The organism is Paraburkholderia azotifigens, assembly GCF_007995085.1.
Lineage (GTDB): Bacteria > Pseudomonadota > Gammaproteobacteria > Burkholderiales > Burkholderiaceae > Paraburkholderia > Paraburkholderia azotifigens.
This window is the reverse complement of record NZ_VOQS01000001.1, coordinates 2,276,432-2,292,139: the sequence shown is the minus strand read 5'-3', so window position 1 is coordinate 2,292,139 and position 15,708 is coordinate 2,276,432. Positions and strand designations below refer to the sequence as shown.

Genomic DNA, 15,708 nt, shown 5'->3' with positions numbered 1-15,708 from the left:
GGCGCCCTTTTTTTGCGTCTACTTCTTTCCTTTGCCGCGCGTCTGCAGCGCCGTTTCCGACAGATCCACCTCACGCATCAGCTTGTTCAGCGTGTCGTCGTTGATTAGCTGGCTGCCGCGCAAGTCGAGCAGCGTCGAGCGTTCGGCGCGCATTGCCGCGAGCTTCATCTGGAACTCCAGCGCTTCGCTGCGCCGCGCGTTTTCGGCGGGCTCGAGGTCGTCGTCGAGCGTCGCGAGACGGCGGCGATAGATGTCCATCACGCGCGCCGTGACGTCGGCGGCATGCGCGGACGCGGCTTCGTCGCATTGGGCCGTCGCCGTTTCGTGAAAGTCGTCGACTGCGCGAATCGCGGCCTGTGCCGCCTGGATACGCGCCGTGCGCTCTTCGGCGGCATGCGGATCGGCGCGGCGGCGCGCGCCGTTCATCAGCAGCGGCAAGCCGACCACGGCGACGAACAGCGACACGAGAATCACGCCCGACGCGATGAAGATGGCGAGATCGCGTCCCGGCAGCGGCTGGCCGTTCGACAGCGCGACAGGCAGCGACAGCACGCCCGCGAGCGTTACCGCGCCACGCACGCCCGCGACCGTCGTCATCGACACGGTGCGCAAACCGGGCACCGCATTCGCGACGCCGTGCTTCGCCGCGCCGCGGCTCGCGAACCAGCGCAGTAGCCAGACCCACACGAAGCGCAGCGCATACAGCGCGAGCGCCACGGCGGCGACATAGAACATCAGCCGCAGTTCCGAGCCGCTGGCTTCCTCGTGCGCGTCGAGCAGCGCGCGGCCGATGATGTGCGGAAACTGCAGGCCGAGCAGAATGAACACCATGCCGTTGAAGATGAACTCGATCATGGTCCATGTGACGCTCGCCCGCACGCGCGCCGATGCCGGGCTGGTGCGCGCGAAGGTCGACGAATTCATCGTCATGCCCGCGGCCACGGCGGCGAGAATGCCCGAGAACCCGAAGTGCTCGGCAAACAGGTAGGCGGCGAACGGAATCAGCATCGTCATCACGACGCCGGGCGCGGGGTCGCCTTCTTCCGTGAGGTTGAGAAAGCGTGTCGATGCGAAGCTGAAGAGCCACGCGACGGCTGCGCCCGTCGCGAGTCCGCCGAGGGCGATGATCACGAAGCTCACCGATGCATCGCGCAGCGAGAACACGCCCGTCAACGCGGCCGCGACCGCGAACTTCAGCGCGACGAGGCCCGATGCGTCGTTCATCAGCGCTTCGCCTTCGAGGATGTGCATCAGGTGGTCGGGCAGCCGGTTGCGGCCCGCGATGCCCGACAGCGCGACGGCATCCGTCGGCGACAACACGGCGGCGAGCGCGAAGGCGACGGGCAGCGAGATCGACGGCACCATCGCATGAATGAAGTAGCCGACGGCGACGACCGTCATGAACACGAGGCCGAGCGCGAGCATCAGGATCGCGCGGCGCTGCATGTAGAACTCGCGCTTGGGGATGCGCCAGCCGTCCGCGAACAGCAGCGGCGGGATGAACAGCATCATGAAGAGTTCGGGGTCGAACGTCACATGCAGGCCGAGACGCGGCCACGCGAGCAGCGCGCCGAACGCAATCTGCACGAGCGGCAGCGGCAGCTTGAAAGGCACCAGCCGCACGATGACGCCCGAAGCGGCGACGGCGAGCAGCAGGATCAGAACGGTGAAGACGATATCCATCGGAAGCGGGGTGTGGGGAAACAGACAGCGGCGCGCGACGGGAAGGACGACCCTCGGGACGACACCTCGCGCGACATGAATCGCCGCATCTGGAAAGACGATGCGGCGGGTCGGTCAGCCCGAAGTGTAGCCCGACCGGATGACATCGCGCTTCGAAGGCTGCAAGTCGTCTGAAAGCGAGTTGCACCGATGCGGTGCATCGCGCGCCCTTGTGCGACGCATGCGCAGCGCGCGCGGTGCACCGCTCGATGCGGATTTCGGTTATAGGCGCGCCGCCGTGCGCATGGAGCTTGCTTGAGAGGTAGCGACAACGCACATTTCGAGAACGGCCGCGGCTCTTTCGCATTCGCGACGCGCGCGCCGTGACTCTTGCGTGAGAGGACTGCATGACCATTGCGCAACACGAAAGAACAGCGGTGCCGCACGGCTTCGAGCTCAGCATGACCTCGGGCCTGCAGCGCTATTCGGTGCAACACGGCGACCTGACGCTCACGAGCGTCTTCCAGCCGATATTCAGCCTGTCGCACATGCGTGCCGTGGGCTACGAAGGCTTGCTGCGCGCGCACGATCCGTTCGACCGCGTCGTGTCGCCCGTCGATGTGTTCGGCCATGCAGCGCGGATCGGCGACGTGCTGCAGGTCGACCGGCTGGCGCAGTCGCTGCATCTCGAGAACTTCAAGGTGCTCGGCGCCGAGCGGGAGTGGCTGTTTCTGAACGTCCATCCGGGCGTGCTGATCGATTCGTATCATTCGGCGGCGCTGCTCGCGAATTTGCGGCGCCTGGATCTGTCGCCGCGGCGCATCGTGCTCGAAGTGCTCGAACAGAGCGCTGAAGATATCGAGCGACTTGCGGACGCTGTGCGGCAGTTTCGCGAGCGCGGTTTCCTGATCGCACTCGACGACTTCGGCGCGGGGCATTCGAACATCGAACGCATCTGGCAGTTGAATCCCGATATCGTGAAGCTCGATCGCATCATGCTGTCGCACGCGGCGCATCGCGCGGATGTCGCGTCGATTCTGCCGGGGCTTGTCGCGTTGCTGCACGAGGCAGGCAAGCTGGTGCTGATCGAAGGCGTCGAGACGGAACACGAAGCGCACATGGCGCTGGAGTGCAATGTGGATTTCGTGCAGGGTTTTTTCTTTGGCCGGCCGCATCCGGGTCTCGCCGACGCGCCGCATGCCGCGGCCTGCATCGGTGAACTTACCGAGCGTTATCAGACGCAGACCGAGCAGCGCGAGCGGCGCAACGCGTCGCGGCTCGCGCCGTACATCCGTACGTTCGAGCGCGCGGCGGAGCGGCTTGCCGCAGGTGAACTGCTCGACGAGGTGTGCTGGAATTTTCTCGCGCTCGATCATGCGGCGCGCTGCTATCTGCTCGACGAAAAAGGGCGGCAGGCGGGGCGCAACGTGGTGCTGCGCGCGGACCGCGCGTCGCACGAAACGCGCTTCTTGCCGCTGTCCGATGCGCAGGGCGCGAACTGGCTGCGCCGTCCGTATTTCCGCGCGGCGATCGACGCGCCTGAACGCGTGCATGTGACGCGGCCTTATCTGTCGATCAACGAGGCGGTGCCGTGCGTGACGTTGTCGGTGGCGACGCAGATCGGCAGCCGCATGTGCGTGCTGTGCGGAGACATCGACTGGTTCGAGGAGCCGCACTTCTGAGATCATGTCGGTCGTGTTTTGTGCTTGTTGCTTTTTACTTTCCACGACCTGACTCATTGAAATGCGAAACGAACGGGTATTGCTTGAAGTTATCGCGACGACGGTTGACGATGCGGTGGCCGCTGCGCGCGGCGGCGCGGATCGGCTCGAACTGATCACGGCGATGGGGGAAGGCGGGCTGACGCCGGGCATCGGGATGATCGAGGCCGTGATCGCGGCTGTTTCGATTCCAGTGAATGTGATTGTTCGGCCGCATAGCCGGTCGTTTGTCTACGACGCCGATGACTTTGCAGTGATCTTGCGCGATGTGCGTGCTGCCCGGCTGGCAGGCGCGCATGCCGTTGTGTTTGGGATGCTGACTGCGTCGCGGGAGGTGGATCGCGAGGCGTTGTTAAAGGTTGTCGATGTCGCCGACGGCATGGCCGTTACGTTTCATCGCGCGTTTGATGAGGCGCGCGATTTGTGCCGGGCCTTGGATGTTTTGCTTGCGGTTGATGGCGTTACGAATGTGTTGACCTCCGGTGGGAAATCTTCTGTGCTCGACGCTGTCGAGGAGGTTCATGCGCTTGTTGCGCAAGCCGCCGGGTCGAAATGTACCGTTCTGGCAGGTGCCGGGTTGACCGTCAATCGTTGTGCTGAGTTTGTTCACGCTACGCGCGTGGAGGCCGTTCATTTTGGGTCCGGTGTGCGGGTCGATGGTGCTGTAGCTGAGGATCGTGTGCGGCGGGTTCGCGCGTTGCTGGATGCTTAACGGTTTGTTGCTGCGCGGGCATCCGAGTTTTGCGTCTGCGCGGGCATCCGAGTTTTGCGTCTGCGGGGCATCCGCGAATTCGTATCGGTTTATTAGCGTTGCCCCTGTGCGGGGCGGCACGGACCTGTCCGGCATTTTGTGGGTGAGGCATATCATGAGAGGTAAAAATCATGGATATGCCGATGAAGAAGAAACGTACGGTGGCGTCTCAGGCAGCGGCCCGAGGGCCGCTGCCTGAACTGCCCAAGGCGCTGCTGGACGAGCTGGTCAAGGGGCCGATGACGCCAGCCGAGGTGCAGGACCTGATGCTGGCGCTCAACAAGGCAGTTATCGAGCGGGCAATGGGTGCAGAGATGAACCTGCATCTGGGCTACCCGCCGGGTCAGTCCAAACCGGCCGGGCAAGCCAACGAGCGCAACGGCGCCAGTGGCAAGACAGTCATCACCGATCGCGGCCCGGTGCGCGTCGAGGTGCCTCGCGACCGTGACGGCGGCTTCGAACCCATCCTGATCCCCAAACACGAACGCCGCTTCACCGGATTCGACGAACGCATTATCGCGATGTACGCGCGCGGTATGAGCGTGCGCGAGATTCAGGCCTTTCTGGCCGAAAGCTACGGCACCGAGGTGTCGCCTGATTTCATCAGCTCGGTCACCGACGAGGTGATGGCCGAAACGCTGGCCTGGCAGAACCGTCCGCTCGAGGTGATGTACCCGGTGGTGTTCTTCGACGCCTTGCGCGTCAAGATCCGCGACGACGGCGTGGTCAGCAACAAGGCGGTCTATCTGGCACTGGGCATTCAGGCCGATGGCCAGCGCGATGTACTGGGCCTGTGGATCGAGCAGACCGAAGGCGCGAAGTTCTGGCTCAAGGTGTTCAACGAACTGAAGGCCCGGGGCTGCCAGGACATCCTGATTGCGGTGGTTGACGGCCTGAAGGGACTGGCCGACGCAATCGGCACCGCTTACCCCCGCACGGCCGTGCAGACCTGCATCGTGCACCTGATCCGCAACAGCCTGGATTACGCCAGCTACAAGGACCGCAAGGCCCTTGCGGCGGCACTGCGACCGGTCTACTGCGCCGCCAGCGAGCAGGCCGCGCAGCAGGCGCTGCAGGCGTTTGCTGATGGTCCCTGGGGCCTCAGATACCCGATGATCGTGCAGTCGTGGCAGCGCGCGTGGGAGCACGTTACGCCGTTCTTCGCGTTTCCACCGGAGATCCGGCGCGTTGTGTACACAACGAACGCCATTGAGAGTCTGAACATGCAGCTACGCAAGATCATCAAGACCCGCGGCCACTTCCCGAACGACGAGGCTGCCATCAAGCTGCTCTGGCTGGCGCTACGCAATGTCCTGGCAAAATCTGTTCGCGCTGCCTTCGACTGGAAGTCGGCCATGAACCAGTTTGCTATCCTGTTTGGTGATCGATTCACGCAGGCGCGCGGGTAACGATTCCTTTAACCGCCTCGCCCACAAAAATGCGGACAGGTTCGGCGGCACTTACTTTCTTTGCCGCCGCGGCAAAGAAAAGTAGGCAAAAGAAAGCCGCTCACACCGCCAGTTCTAGTCGCTGCCTGCGGGCCCCCAACTGGTCCCGCACTCCAAACGGTATCGCACTTTTCCACGCGTGTTGCCAGCGCCTTGAACAGGCACATCACCCACTCCACTCACCCGTAGCGCAGCCAGCGGCAGCGCATCTTCTGCGCCGCCCAGGTGGCAAACTGTGTGTAGCTCGTCGCACCGTACGCGTTGGCGCCCCTACGACACCGATCCCGCTTTTCAGTCCGGAGTGGTGCACTTCCATCGCGACGGCCTACACACCGTTTGCCACCTGGGCGGCCGTGGACTTCTGCTAACGTAGTCCGTGACGTGGGAGTGTGAAGTGGGGGATGCGAATCTGAGGGCGCTGGCAACGGGCATTGGGTAGCGTGATGCCGCGTGGAGTGCGGGACCAGTTGGGGGCCCGCAGGCGAACACAAGAACTGGCGGTGTGAGCGGCTTTCTTTTGCCTACTTTTCTTTGCCGCTGCAAAGAAAAGTAGGTGCCGCCCCGCACAGGGGCGACGCATGAAGTACTGATACGAAAACGCGGATGCCAGCGCAGCAAAAAGCAAAAAGCAAAAAGCAAAAAGCAAAAAGCAAGAAACCAAGAACGGCGACTAGCGTCGCAGACAAAAAACCTCACTTAGCAACAACAACAGGAATCCCCCGCAGCGTCCCCAACCCTTTAGCTTCCTGAAGCACCTCGTTCACAAACCGGCCGGTCGCCGCCTCGACATGCAATCTCGCAGCAATCTCACGCTCGCCGCGCTTAACAGCGGCCAGATTAGCGAGCTTCACATGCCCATACCCCCGCACGCGGGAATAAACCTCAGCAAGCCGAACAACGTCATCAACGGTCACGTTATTCAGCAGAACAAACGCCCGCTGCATCGTCACTTCATAGTCAGACGACAATTCGCGCTCCATGCGCCGCTCGACAGTGCGGCCAAACGGATCGAGCATCGTGCCGCGCAGGCCACGCCACTTTGCCATCACGCCAAACACAGGCCACATCCACTGCCCGAACGTCTTCTTCTGCGGCCTCGCGCCGCCAACGCTGCGTGAAATCGTCGGCGGCGCGAGATTGAACTTCACGCCGAAGTCCTTGCCCGCCACACCTTCGAATTGCCCTTCCAGCGCGGCACGGAACGCCGGATCGCTATACAGACGCGCGACTTCGTATTCATCCTTCACTGCAAGCAGACGATAGAACGTCGTCGCCACCGCGCGACTCAAACGCTCGTCACGCGCGCCGCCTTCGAGCTTGCGCTCAGCCTGACGCGCCGCGTCGACCAGCGCACGATAGCGCTTCACATAAGCTGCGCCGCCATAAGCAAGCAAACGCGCTTCACGATCCGCAACCAGTGCGTCGAGCGACTCCAGCGACACAGCAGCTTTAACCGCATGACGCTGCGTCCACAGTGCCTCGAGCCCAACGGGATCGGCGGCAGCCATACGGCCGATCGAAAACGCGAGCTGGTTCATCTGCACCGCGACGTTGTTCAGTTCGATCGCGCGCATCATCGCCGCGAACGACACAGGCACGAGACCCAACTGCCATGCATAGCCCAGCATCAGAATGTTCGCGCCGATCGTGTCGCCGAGAAAGCGCGTCGCGAGCGCCTGTGCATCGCACGACGACATGCGCTCTTCGCCCGCCGCATGACGCATCTTGTCGAGCAGCGCGTCCGCGTGAAGATTCGCATCCGGGTTCTGCACGAACGACGCGTTCGGAATTGCATGCGTGTTCACGACGATGCGCGTGCGGCCATGTCGCACCGTCTGCAATGCGTCGGCACTCGCGCCGACGACCATGTCGCACGCGAGCAGCACGTCGGCCTGCTGCGTGTCGATGCGCACCTGGTTCAGCCACTCGTCGCGCGCGGCGAAACGCACGAACGACAGCACCGAACCGCCTTTCTGCGCGAAGCCCATGAAATCCAGCACCGACGCGCTCTTGCCCTCCAGATGCGCGGCCATGCTGATCAGCGCGCCGACCGTCACGACACCCGTGCCGCCCACGCCCGTCACGAGGATGTCGTAGGGCGCCGCATCGAGTCGTGTGGTCGGCAATGGCAGCGCATCGACGCGCGCGGCGAGCGCGGCTGCATCGAACGCGACGCCGGCAGCCTTCTTCAGCTTGCCGCCTTCGATCGTCACGAAGCTCGGACAAAAGCCGTTCACGCACGAATAGTCCTTGTTGCACGACGACTGATCGATGCGGCGCTTGCGGCCAAGCGGCGTCTCAACCGGTTCGACGGACAGACAGTTCGACTGCACGCCGCAATCGCCGCATCCTTCGCACACTTCTTCGTTGATGAAGAGGCGCTTGTCCGGATCGGGAAACTCGCCCTTTTTGCGGCGGCGGCGCTTTTCGGCGGCACAGGTCTGGTCGTAGATCAGCACCGTCACGCCGTCGATATCGCGCAGCTCGCGCTGCATCTTGTCGAGTTCGCTGCGGTGATGAAACGTCGTGCCCTTCGGAAACTGATCGTGATGACCGTCGTATTTTTCCGGCTCGTCGCTGACCACGACGAAACGCGACACGCCTTCCGCTTCGACCTGGCGCGCGATCTGCGGCACGGAGATACTGCCGTCGACAGGCTGGCCGCCCGTCATGGCGACGGCATCGTTGTAGAGGATCTTGTAGGTGATCGTCGCCTTCGCCGCGACGGCCTGGCGGATCGCGAGAATGCCCGAGTGGAAGTACGTGCCGTCGCCGAGGTTCTGGAATACGTGACGCGTTTTCGTGAACATCGAGTGCGCGGCCCAGTCGACGCCTTCGCCGCCCATCTGGATCAGGCCCGTCGTGTCGCGCTCCATCCACGACGCCATGAAGTGGCAGCCGATGCCCGCCTGCGCAATCGATCCTTCCGGCACTTTCGTCGACGTATTGTGCGGACAGCCCGAGCAGAAGTAGGGTGTGCGCTTCACGGCATCGGCGGCATTCGAGAGGATTTGCGGCGCGACGAGATCGACCACGCGCTCACGGCGGTCGAGCGCGGGCTTGTGTTTCGCGAGCCAGTTCGCGAACACGGGGAGTATGCGCGACGGCCGCAATTCACCGAGCGACGACAGCAGCATCGAACCGTCTTCCTCATGCTTGCCGACGATCGCAGGACGCGCGCCTGCCGTGCGGTTGTAGAGATAGTCCTTGATCTGCTGCTCGATGACGGGGCCTTTTTCCTCGATCACGAGCACTTCGGAGAGGCCGGAGACGAACGCATCGATACGCGTCATTTCGAGCGGGAACGACAGGCCCACCTTGTAGATGCGCACGCCCGCCTGCTCCAGATCGGCGACGGTGAGATCGAGCCGGCGCAGTGCTTCCATCAGATCGAGATGCGCCTTGCCGCACGTGATAATGCCGACGTTCGCGTGCGGGCTCGGCGCGATCCACTTGTCGATGCTGTTGACGCGTGCGAAGTGGCGCACGGCATCGAGCTTCGCATGCAGACGCTGTTCGATCGTGAGACTCGGCAGATCGGGCCAGCGGTTGTGCAGGCCGCCTGCGGGCGGCTGGAAACCTTCGGGTGTCGGCCAGTCCGATTGCAGTGCGTCGAGATCGACGGTAGAACCGGACTCGACGGTTTCGGAAATCGCCTTGTAGCCGACCCACGCGCCCGAGTAGCGCGACAGCGCCCAGCCGTAGAGGCCGAATTCGAGCATGTCCGCGATGTTCGACGGATTCACGACGGGCATGTGCCACGCGATCATTGCGAAGTCGCTTTGATGCGGCATCGACGACGACACGCAGCCGTGATCGTCGCCTGCCACGACCAGCACGCCGCCGTGCTGCGAGGAGCCGTACGCGTTGCCGTGCTTGAGCGCGTCGCCCGCGCGGTCGACGCCGGGGCCTTTGCCGTACCACATCGCGTAGACGCCATCGACGGTGCGCTCCGGATCCGCCTCGACGCGCTGTGTGCCGAGCACGGCCGTGCCGCCGAGTTCTTCGTTGATCGCGGGGAGGAAGCGCACGTCGTGCGCGTCGAGCAGTTTCTTCGCTTTCCACAGTTGCTGGTCGACCATGCCGAGCGGCGAACCGCGATACCCGCTGATGAAGCCGGCCGTATTCAGGCCGCGCGCCTTGTCGAGTTCCCGTTGCATCAGGGCGAGGCGCACGAGCGCCTGCGTGCCCGTCAGGAAGATGCGGCCGCGCGTGGCGGTGAGGTTGTCGGAGAGGCGGTAATCGGCGAGTGCGGGGGTGCCGTCGATGGGTAGACGAGCGGTCATTGGGGAGTCTCCAGGTTTTTTGCTTTTCGCCTTTGTTGCCTGCGGCGCTTGTTTGTTGCCGCTGGCCGCGTGTGCGGCGAAAGAGACTCCATTCTTTCGCGTCAATTGGAGAAGAAGTTCTCTAAATTGGCCCGCTGTTCTATTTGGCTGGCAAGTTTCCTCGCGAGTTTTGCGGTGTTTGAGGAGGTTTTTTCGCGAGCGGGCTGGCAGCCGAGTTTTGCGGCTGCATTGGCATCCGAGTCTTGCGTCTGCGTTGGCATCCGCGTTTTCGTATCGGTGCTTCTTGCGTTGCCCCTGTGCGGGGCAATGCTCTCAACTTAAGCGTCAAAGCGCTTGTAAACGAGGCATTGCCCCTGTAAACTTGATTGCATAACTCCCTGATAAATCAACGATATGAACTCAAATACCAGCTTCCTCGAGGCTTCTGGCTGAGTTCTCCGAATTCCTGTTCGATCCGGCGCTCGCCGATCGCGTGCGTCGTTCTCCTACCGCCTTTACCCGTAATCGCACACTGACCTTGCCGCGCATGGCTGCGCTGATGATGTCGGGCATGTGCGCAAGCGTGCAGGCCGAACTCGATGCGCTGTTTGGCGCGCTGGATAAGCGCGGCGGCCAGACCCGCGCGGTCAGCGCACAGGCGTTTAGCAAGGCGCGTCGAGGGTTGTCGGCTGATCTGTTCGATCTGGCCCGCGCTCACCTGATTTCTCTGGCTCAACCCCATATCGAATCGATGCGCTGGAACGGCCTGAGGCTGGTCGCCGCTGACGGCAGCCGTCTGCGCGTGAGCACCCGCCGGGGCCATGAACTACGCGCCGATCACTACGTGTTTGCGCTGTTCCTGCCGGGCCCCGAACTGACGTTGCACGCCGCGCTTCACTCCGCCGACGGCGCCGAGCGCCAGATGTTGTTTGAAGCGCTGGATGTGCTCCAGCCGTGTACCGATCTGCTGCTACTTGATCGTGGCTTTATCGGTAACGCGATGGTGGCCACGCTGACGCAGCGCGAGATTGCGTTCTGCATGCGCGTCGATACACATAACTGGAAGTGCGTCACCGACTTCACCCGCAGCGGCGAAGCCGAGCGCATCGTGACGCTACAAGCGCCTTGCGAGCAGAGATGCCCGCGACTATGAACTGGCCCGTACACCGAGCACCGTGCGCCTGATACGGGACCTCACGCCCAGCGGTCGCGTGCGTGTGCTGATGACCTCACTGCTCGATGGCCAGCGTTATCCGGCGGCGTCTTTCGGCGCGCTCTATCATCAGCGCTGGCGGGTCGAGGAAGCGTTCAAGCGCCTCAAGCACCGACTGCGACTGGAGGCCGTGACGGGGCTGGATTACCTGGCATTGCAGCAGGATCTGGGCGCAAAAATCCTCGCCGACAACCTGTGCACCTTGCTCAGTGATCTGGATGTCTCACACGATAATGTCTGTGCCAGCCGCCCTAACCGGGTGTACGCACGCGGCGTGCTCAAGCCCATTCTCGGTGCGTGTCTTCTACGCGTGCGCCACTGTCTGGAAGGCCTCGCCACGCTGCTTGCGCTCATCCATCAGAACCGATGTCGCATACAGCCCGCGCGTTCATATCCTCGACCACCCGGAAAAACCAAGCCCCATTGCCATCTCACGTACAAGTTCGCCTGATGGAATGGGGCTTAAGTTGAGAGCATTGCTGTGCGGGGCGGCACCTACTTTTCTTTGCAGCGGCAAAGAAAAGTAGGCAAAAGAAAGCCGCTCACCCCGCCAATCCTTGTGTTTGCCTGCGGGCCCCCTACGGGTCTCGCACTCCACACGGCATCACACTGTTTCACGCCCGTTGCCAGCGCGTTGAACATGCGCATCACCCACTCCAATCTCTCGTAGCACAGTCAGCGGCAGCGATTCGTCTGCGCCGCCCAGGTGGCAAACTGTGTGTAGGTTGTTGCACCTTACGCGTTGGCGCCCCTACGACACCGATCCCGCTTTTCAGTCCGGAGTGGTGCACTTCCGTCGCGACGGCCTACACACAGTTTGCCACCTGGGCGGCCGGGGATTTTCTGGTAAAGCGAAGCGTGACGCGGGAGGGTTAAGCGGGTGATGCGTGAGTTAGCACGCTGGCGACGGGCGAAAGACAGTGCGTTGCCGTCTGGAGTGCGGGACCCGCTGGGGGCCCGCAGGCAATAACCAGAACTGGCGGGGTGAGCGGCTTTCTTTTGCCTACTTTTCTTTGCCGCTGCAAAGAAAAGTAGGTGCCGCCCCGCACAGGGGCAACGCATGAAGCACGAAGGCAAATCGCGGATGCCAGCGCAGCCGCAAAACCCGGATGCCAGCGCAGCCGCAAACCTCGTATGCCAGCGCCAAGACACCAGCCCATTTGTGAGCTACCCTAGCCTCACCCCGCCCGAATCGCCGAAGGCAAAAACCGAGGCCCCCGATGAAACTTTATTACTGGCCCAAAACCCGCGCATTCCGCGCGCTCTGGATGCTGGAAGAAATCGCCGCGCCATACGAACTGGCGCACGTGAACCTCCGCGCCGGCGAACAGGACACCACCAACTTCCACCACATCAACCCGATGTGCAAACTCCCCGCACTCGACGACGACGGCGTGCAGGTCGCCGAATCGGGCGCAGTGCTTCTGTATCTGGCCGACCGTTTCCCCGAGGCCAACCTTGGCGCGCCTGTAGGCGACCCGCTCCGTGGGCGTTTCCTGCAATGGCTCTTCTTCACGCCAGGCTGCCTGGAACCGGCGATGGCCGAGAAACTGACAGGCGCTTCGGGCAATTCGTTCAGCTTCGGCTGGGGCAACCTCGAACGCGTGAAAGCGGCAATCGATATGGCGCTCGATGAAGGCCAATGGCTCCTCGGCGAGCGCTTCTCCGCCGCCGATCTGCTGCTCGCGGGCACGCTGCAGATCGCGTTCGTCGCAAAGCTGCTGGAGCCGTCGGGGCGCATCGGCGAATACGTCGAACGGGCGGTCGCGCGCGATGCACATCAGCGCGCAATGGCTATCGAGCAGCGCGAAATCGAAGCGTTGAATCTGAAGCACTAGCCAGCGGGACGAATCAGCTGGACGAATCAGCCGCTCAGCCCGTCGGCGCCTGCTGCAGTTCGTGCGGCTGCAGCGGCTCGACGTCGTCGAAATGCGAGTAGTCGATATGGCTCACGCCGTTCTCTTCGCGGATCAGATCGACGAAGCGGTGCTGCCAGCGAATATCATCGCCGGGCCATGAAAAGCGCGCCTGCATCGTCTGCGAGGTGTTTTCGTCCGAGCCTTCTATCGTGAGCAACAGCGACGCGTCCTGCGCGTCGAGACTCTCGCGCGTTTCACCGAACAGCGGACTCGCTTCGTCGATCACGTGCATCAGGTTCCAGCCGAGATAAAACATCGGCTGCTGGTCGCGCACGAGCTTGAGGTCGTAAATCTTGCGCAGCACGTAACCTTCCGTCGAGCGCTCGACGCGCATCAGCCGCAACCGCGCACGCGCCTCGACGATCACGTTTTGCCGCGCGTTCGCGGTGCGCACCATCAAAGTGGTCTGTCCGTCGATCGGACGCACGATCGCAAAGCGCGAGAACATGATCTTCGCGCGCGGCCTCGAAAAGCGCGCGAAGATCAGGCCCGTGGCCAGCGCAATGCCCGACATGCCGACGAAGATTTCGAGCGTCGCGACGAGATGCCCATATGGTGTCTGCGGATGCATGTCGCCGTAGCCGACTGTCGCGAGCGTTTCGACGCTGAAGAAGAAAGCACCTGCAAAACCCTTGGGATTCTGATTGGCGATCGCGGCGCCGCCGAGTTCATACAGCGACGCGAAAACCGAGTTCAGCACGAGGAACAGAAACGCCAGCGAACTGAAGAACACGGGCCAGCTGATCGTCAGCGCGCGGTGATAGAGATCCTGCCACACGCGCAGCGGCAAGCCGTGCGCAATGACCGTATGCGAGCGGACGCGAATCTTCCGGTCGAGACGGCGGCCTGCGCGCGCGGGATGATCGCCGCTGGATTCGGGTGGGATCGCGCTCATTGTTTTTCTGTTCCGCTGACGAGTGTGTCGCGCAGCGTCATGGCGCGCCCGTCACTGACGTCGCCCGCTGCGGCGAGTAGTGTAGCGCGGCCCTTCGCCTATGGGCGGCGAGGTGTCATAGGCAAAGATGCTGCCTTCGTGCAATCAGGGAAACGCGCGCGGCTTCGGCACGCCTGCGCCGTGCTCGATATCGGCAACGGCCTGCTGATGCGCCATCTCGACGGCTTCGGCTTCTGTCGCAAAGCCTGCGTCGCCGCCTACCGTCGTCCAGCGCTTCACGGGATGATCGCGATGCCGGATTTCGTACTCGGCGTCCCAGCGCGTGCCCTGCAATTCGAGTGGCCGCACGTGTATCGCATACACGCCGTAAAGAAAGAGCGGTTCTGCCATGATCGCCTCCGCCTCGTCAGCTTGAAAAGGTCGTAGGCGCGGCGCGCGGCGGACGCGCCACGTCTGCGTCAATGCGAAAAACCGATGCCTGCGGGTTCTGCTGCCCGCAGGTGCATCCGCCTAGAGTTCGATCTCGCCGAGGATTCTGTGCGCCAGCGCTTTGGCTTCTTCGAGCGCTTCGTCAGCCGTCGCCGAAGTGGCTTCGACTTCGTAGACCGTGTCCTCGGTCTCTTCGCCTTCGTCGCGCGAAAGTGCAACGATGCCCTGGTACTTCCCGCCATCTACCGGGCGAACGGTTGCCGTCGCCGTATAGAGACCTTTGGTGTAGGTGACGTCCTCCATGATGCCTCTCTCCTGCAAGGGGGAGATTCCATCCTAGCACGCGATTTCGACGCTCACATGTCGACCCCTCGCGTCGCTTTCATCGCGCATGCGAACGGCTCCGCGGGCCGTCGCGCAGAGGGCGGAGTTGCCCGTCGGTGCTTGTACCGGCAACTTTTTCCCGTCAATCCTGCAGCAAGGATACGACTTCATCGAGCGTCGGCGAATGCGCGCCCGAATGGCGGCACGCAGCGGCGCCCGCCGCGAGCGAAAACGCGAGATGTTCTTCCCACTTGCGCTGCGGCGCCGTCATCAGGCTGAACAGCAGCCCGCCGATCGACGCGTCGCCCGCACCGACCGTATCCGCAACGGCCACGCGCGGCGGCTTCGCTTCGACGATGCGGTCGCCGTCGATCAGCGTCGCCGTTTCCGAGCCGCGCGTGACGAGCACGATCGCCTTCGGATTCATTGCGCGCAGTTGCGCGAGGGCGGCCGTTTCGTCGCCGGTCTTGAACAGCATGCGCAGATCTTCGTCCGATACCTTGATCAGATCGGCGAGCCCCGCCATCTGGCGCAGCGTCGGCTCGTAGCCGTGCGCCATCAGATTGCGGTAGTTCGGATCGAAGCTGATCTTCACGCCGCGTGCGCGCAGTTCGGCGGCGAGCGTCGCGAGCGTCGTGCCGAGCGGCTGGCGCACGAGGCTGATGCAGCCGAAGTGCGCCCACTTCACGTGCGAGATCCAGCCTTCGGGCAGCTTCGACGGATCGAACGCGAGGTCCGCGCTGTTGTCGCCCATGAAGAAGTACGCGGGCGGATGCGTCTGATGCACGACGGCGAGCAGCGGCGCGCGCTCGACACGCTGCATGAAGCGCATGTCGAGACCGGCGGATTCGCTTGCATGCCACAGATCGTCGGAGAAATTGTCGACGCCGAGCGAACCGGCGCAGGCCGTCGGCAGGCCGAGCCGGGCTACTGCGCGGGCGACGTTCCAGCCCGCACCGCCCGGCACCGACAGCCAGGTCGAAGGGCCCGTGCGCACGAGATCGGTGAGGATGTCGCCAGCGGAAACGAAATCAGGAAACGCAGGGGAAAATTCGGAGTTCGCGCTCATGATGGTCACCGT

General features: G+C 63.1%; 12 protein-coding genes. 6 read left to right on the top strand and 6 right to left on the bottom strand.

All coding sequences use genetic code 11. The features are described from left to right. Positions 1 to 18: 18 nt before the first annotated feature. Positions 19 to 1,683 carry a Na+/H+ antiporter gene (locus FRZ40_RS10200; protein ID WP_028365726.1) on the bottom strand — a complete coding sequence of 555 codons (1,665 nt, stop codon included), beginning with the start codon at positions 1,681 to 1,683 and terminating at the stop codon, positions 19 to 21. A 386-nt stretch (positions 1,684 to 2,069) separates the two neighbouring features. On the opposite strand from FRZ40_RS10200, the gene FRZ40_RS10195 reads away from it, so the two are divergent. The 3 genes from FRZ40_RS10195 to FRZ40_RS10185 all read left to right on the top strand — a co-directional run bounded on the left by FRZ40_RS10195 (position 2,070) and on the right by FRZ40_RS10185 (position 5,543). Then, positions 2,070 to 3,344 carry a sensor domain-containing phosphodiesterase gene (locus FRZ40_RS10195; protein ID WP_147234027.1) on the top strand — a complete coding sequence of 425 codons (1,275 nt, stop codon included), beginning with the start codon at positions 2,070 to 2,072 and terminating at the stop codon, positions 3,342 to 3,344. A 61-nt stretch (positions 3,345 to 3,405) separates the two neighbouring features. Then, on the top strand, positions 3,406 to 4,095 hold the full coding sequence (locus tag FRZ40_RS10190; protein ID WP_147234026.1) for a copper homeostasis protein CutC: 690 nt from the start codon (positions 3,406 to 3,408) through the stop codon (positions 4,093 to 4,095). A gap of 176 nt (positions 4,096 to 4,271) precedes the next feature. Then, a complete protein-coding gene (locus FRZ40_RS10185) occupies positions 4,272 to 5,543 on the top strand; it encodes an IS256 family transposase (RefSeq protein WP_420873862.1) in 1,272 nt (423 codons plus the stop codon). A gap of 731 nt (positions 5,544 to 6,274) precedes the next feature. Here the strand turns inward: FRZ40_RS10185 and FRZ40_RS10180 are convergent. Next, positions 6,275 to 9,868: an indolepyruvate ferredoxin oxidoreductase family protein gene (locus FRZ40_RS10180; protein WP_147234024.1), complete on the bottom strand. Its 3,594-nt coding sequence runs from the start codon at positions 9,866 to 9,868 to the stop codon at positions 6,275 to 6,277. Between the two features lie 538 nt (positions 9,869 to 10,406). On the opposite strand from FRZ40_RS10180, the gene FRZ40_RS44950 reads away from it, so the two are divergent. The 3 genes from FRZ40_RS44950 (at position 10,407) to FRZ40_RS10170 (ending at position 12,898) form a co-directional block, all read left to right on the top strand. Beyond that, positions 10,407 to 11,000, top strand: coding sequence for a hypothetical protein (locus FRZ40_RS44950; protein WP_240057131.1), 594 nt, complete (start codon positions 10,407 to 10,409; stop codon positions 10,998 to 11,000). A gap of 70 nt (positions 11,001 to 11,070) precedes the next feature. Beyond that, entirely contained in the window at positions 11,071 to 11,511 is a 441-nt protein-coding gene (locus tag FRZ40_RS44945) for a transposase (protein ID WP_240057130.1), read from the top strand. Between the two features lie 769 nt (positions 11,512 to 12,280). Beyond that, on the top strand, positions 12,281 to 12,898 hold the full coding sequence (locus FRZ40_RS10170) for a glutathione S-transferase family protein (RefSeq protein WP_147234023.1): 618 nt from the start codon (positions 12,281 to 12,283) through the stop codon (positions 12,896 to 12,898). 34 nt (positions 12,899 to 12,932) lie between these two features. On the opposite strand, the gene FRZ40_RS10165 is transcribed toward FRZ40_RS10170, so the two are convergent. From FRZ40_RS10165 to FRZ40_RS10150, 4 genes are all read right to left on the bottom strand, one after another. Beyond that, positions 12,933 to 13,874 (bottom strand): ion channel, encoded by a 942-nt coding sequence (locus FRZ40_RS10165; protein ID WP_147234022.1) that lies wholly within the window; start codon positions 13,872 to 13,874, stop codon positions 12,933 to 12,935. Positions 13,875 to 14,018: 144 nt separating this feature from the next. Beyond that, entirely contained in the window at positions 14,019 to 14,264 is a 246-nt protein-coding gene (locus FRZ40_RS10160; protein ID WP_028365732.1) for a hypothetical protein, read from the bottom strand. A 120-nt stretch (positions 14,265 to 14,384) separates the two neighbouring features. Next, positions 14,385 to 14,606 carry a hypothetical protein gene (locus tag FRZ40_RS10155; RefSeq protein WP_028365733.1) on the bottom strand — a complete coding sequence of 74 codons (222 nt, stop codon included), beginning with the start codon at positions 14,604 to 14,606 and terminating at the stop codon, positions 14,385 to 14,387. A gap of 163 nt (positions 14,607 to 14,769) precedes the next feature. Then, on the bottom strand, positions 14,770 to 15,696 hold the full coding sequence (locus FRZ40_RS10150) for a carbohydrate kinase family protein (protein ID WP_147234021.1): 927 nt from the start codon (positions 15,694 to 15,696) through the stop codon (positions 14,770 to 14,772). Between the last annotated feature and the right edge of the window lie 12 nt (positions 15,697 to 15,708).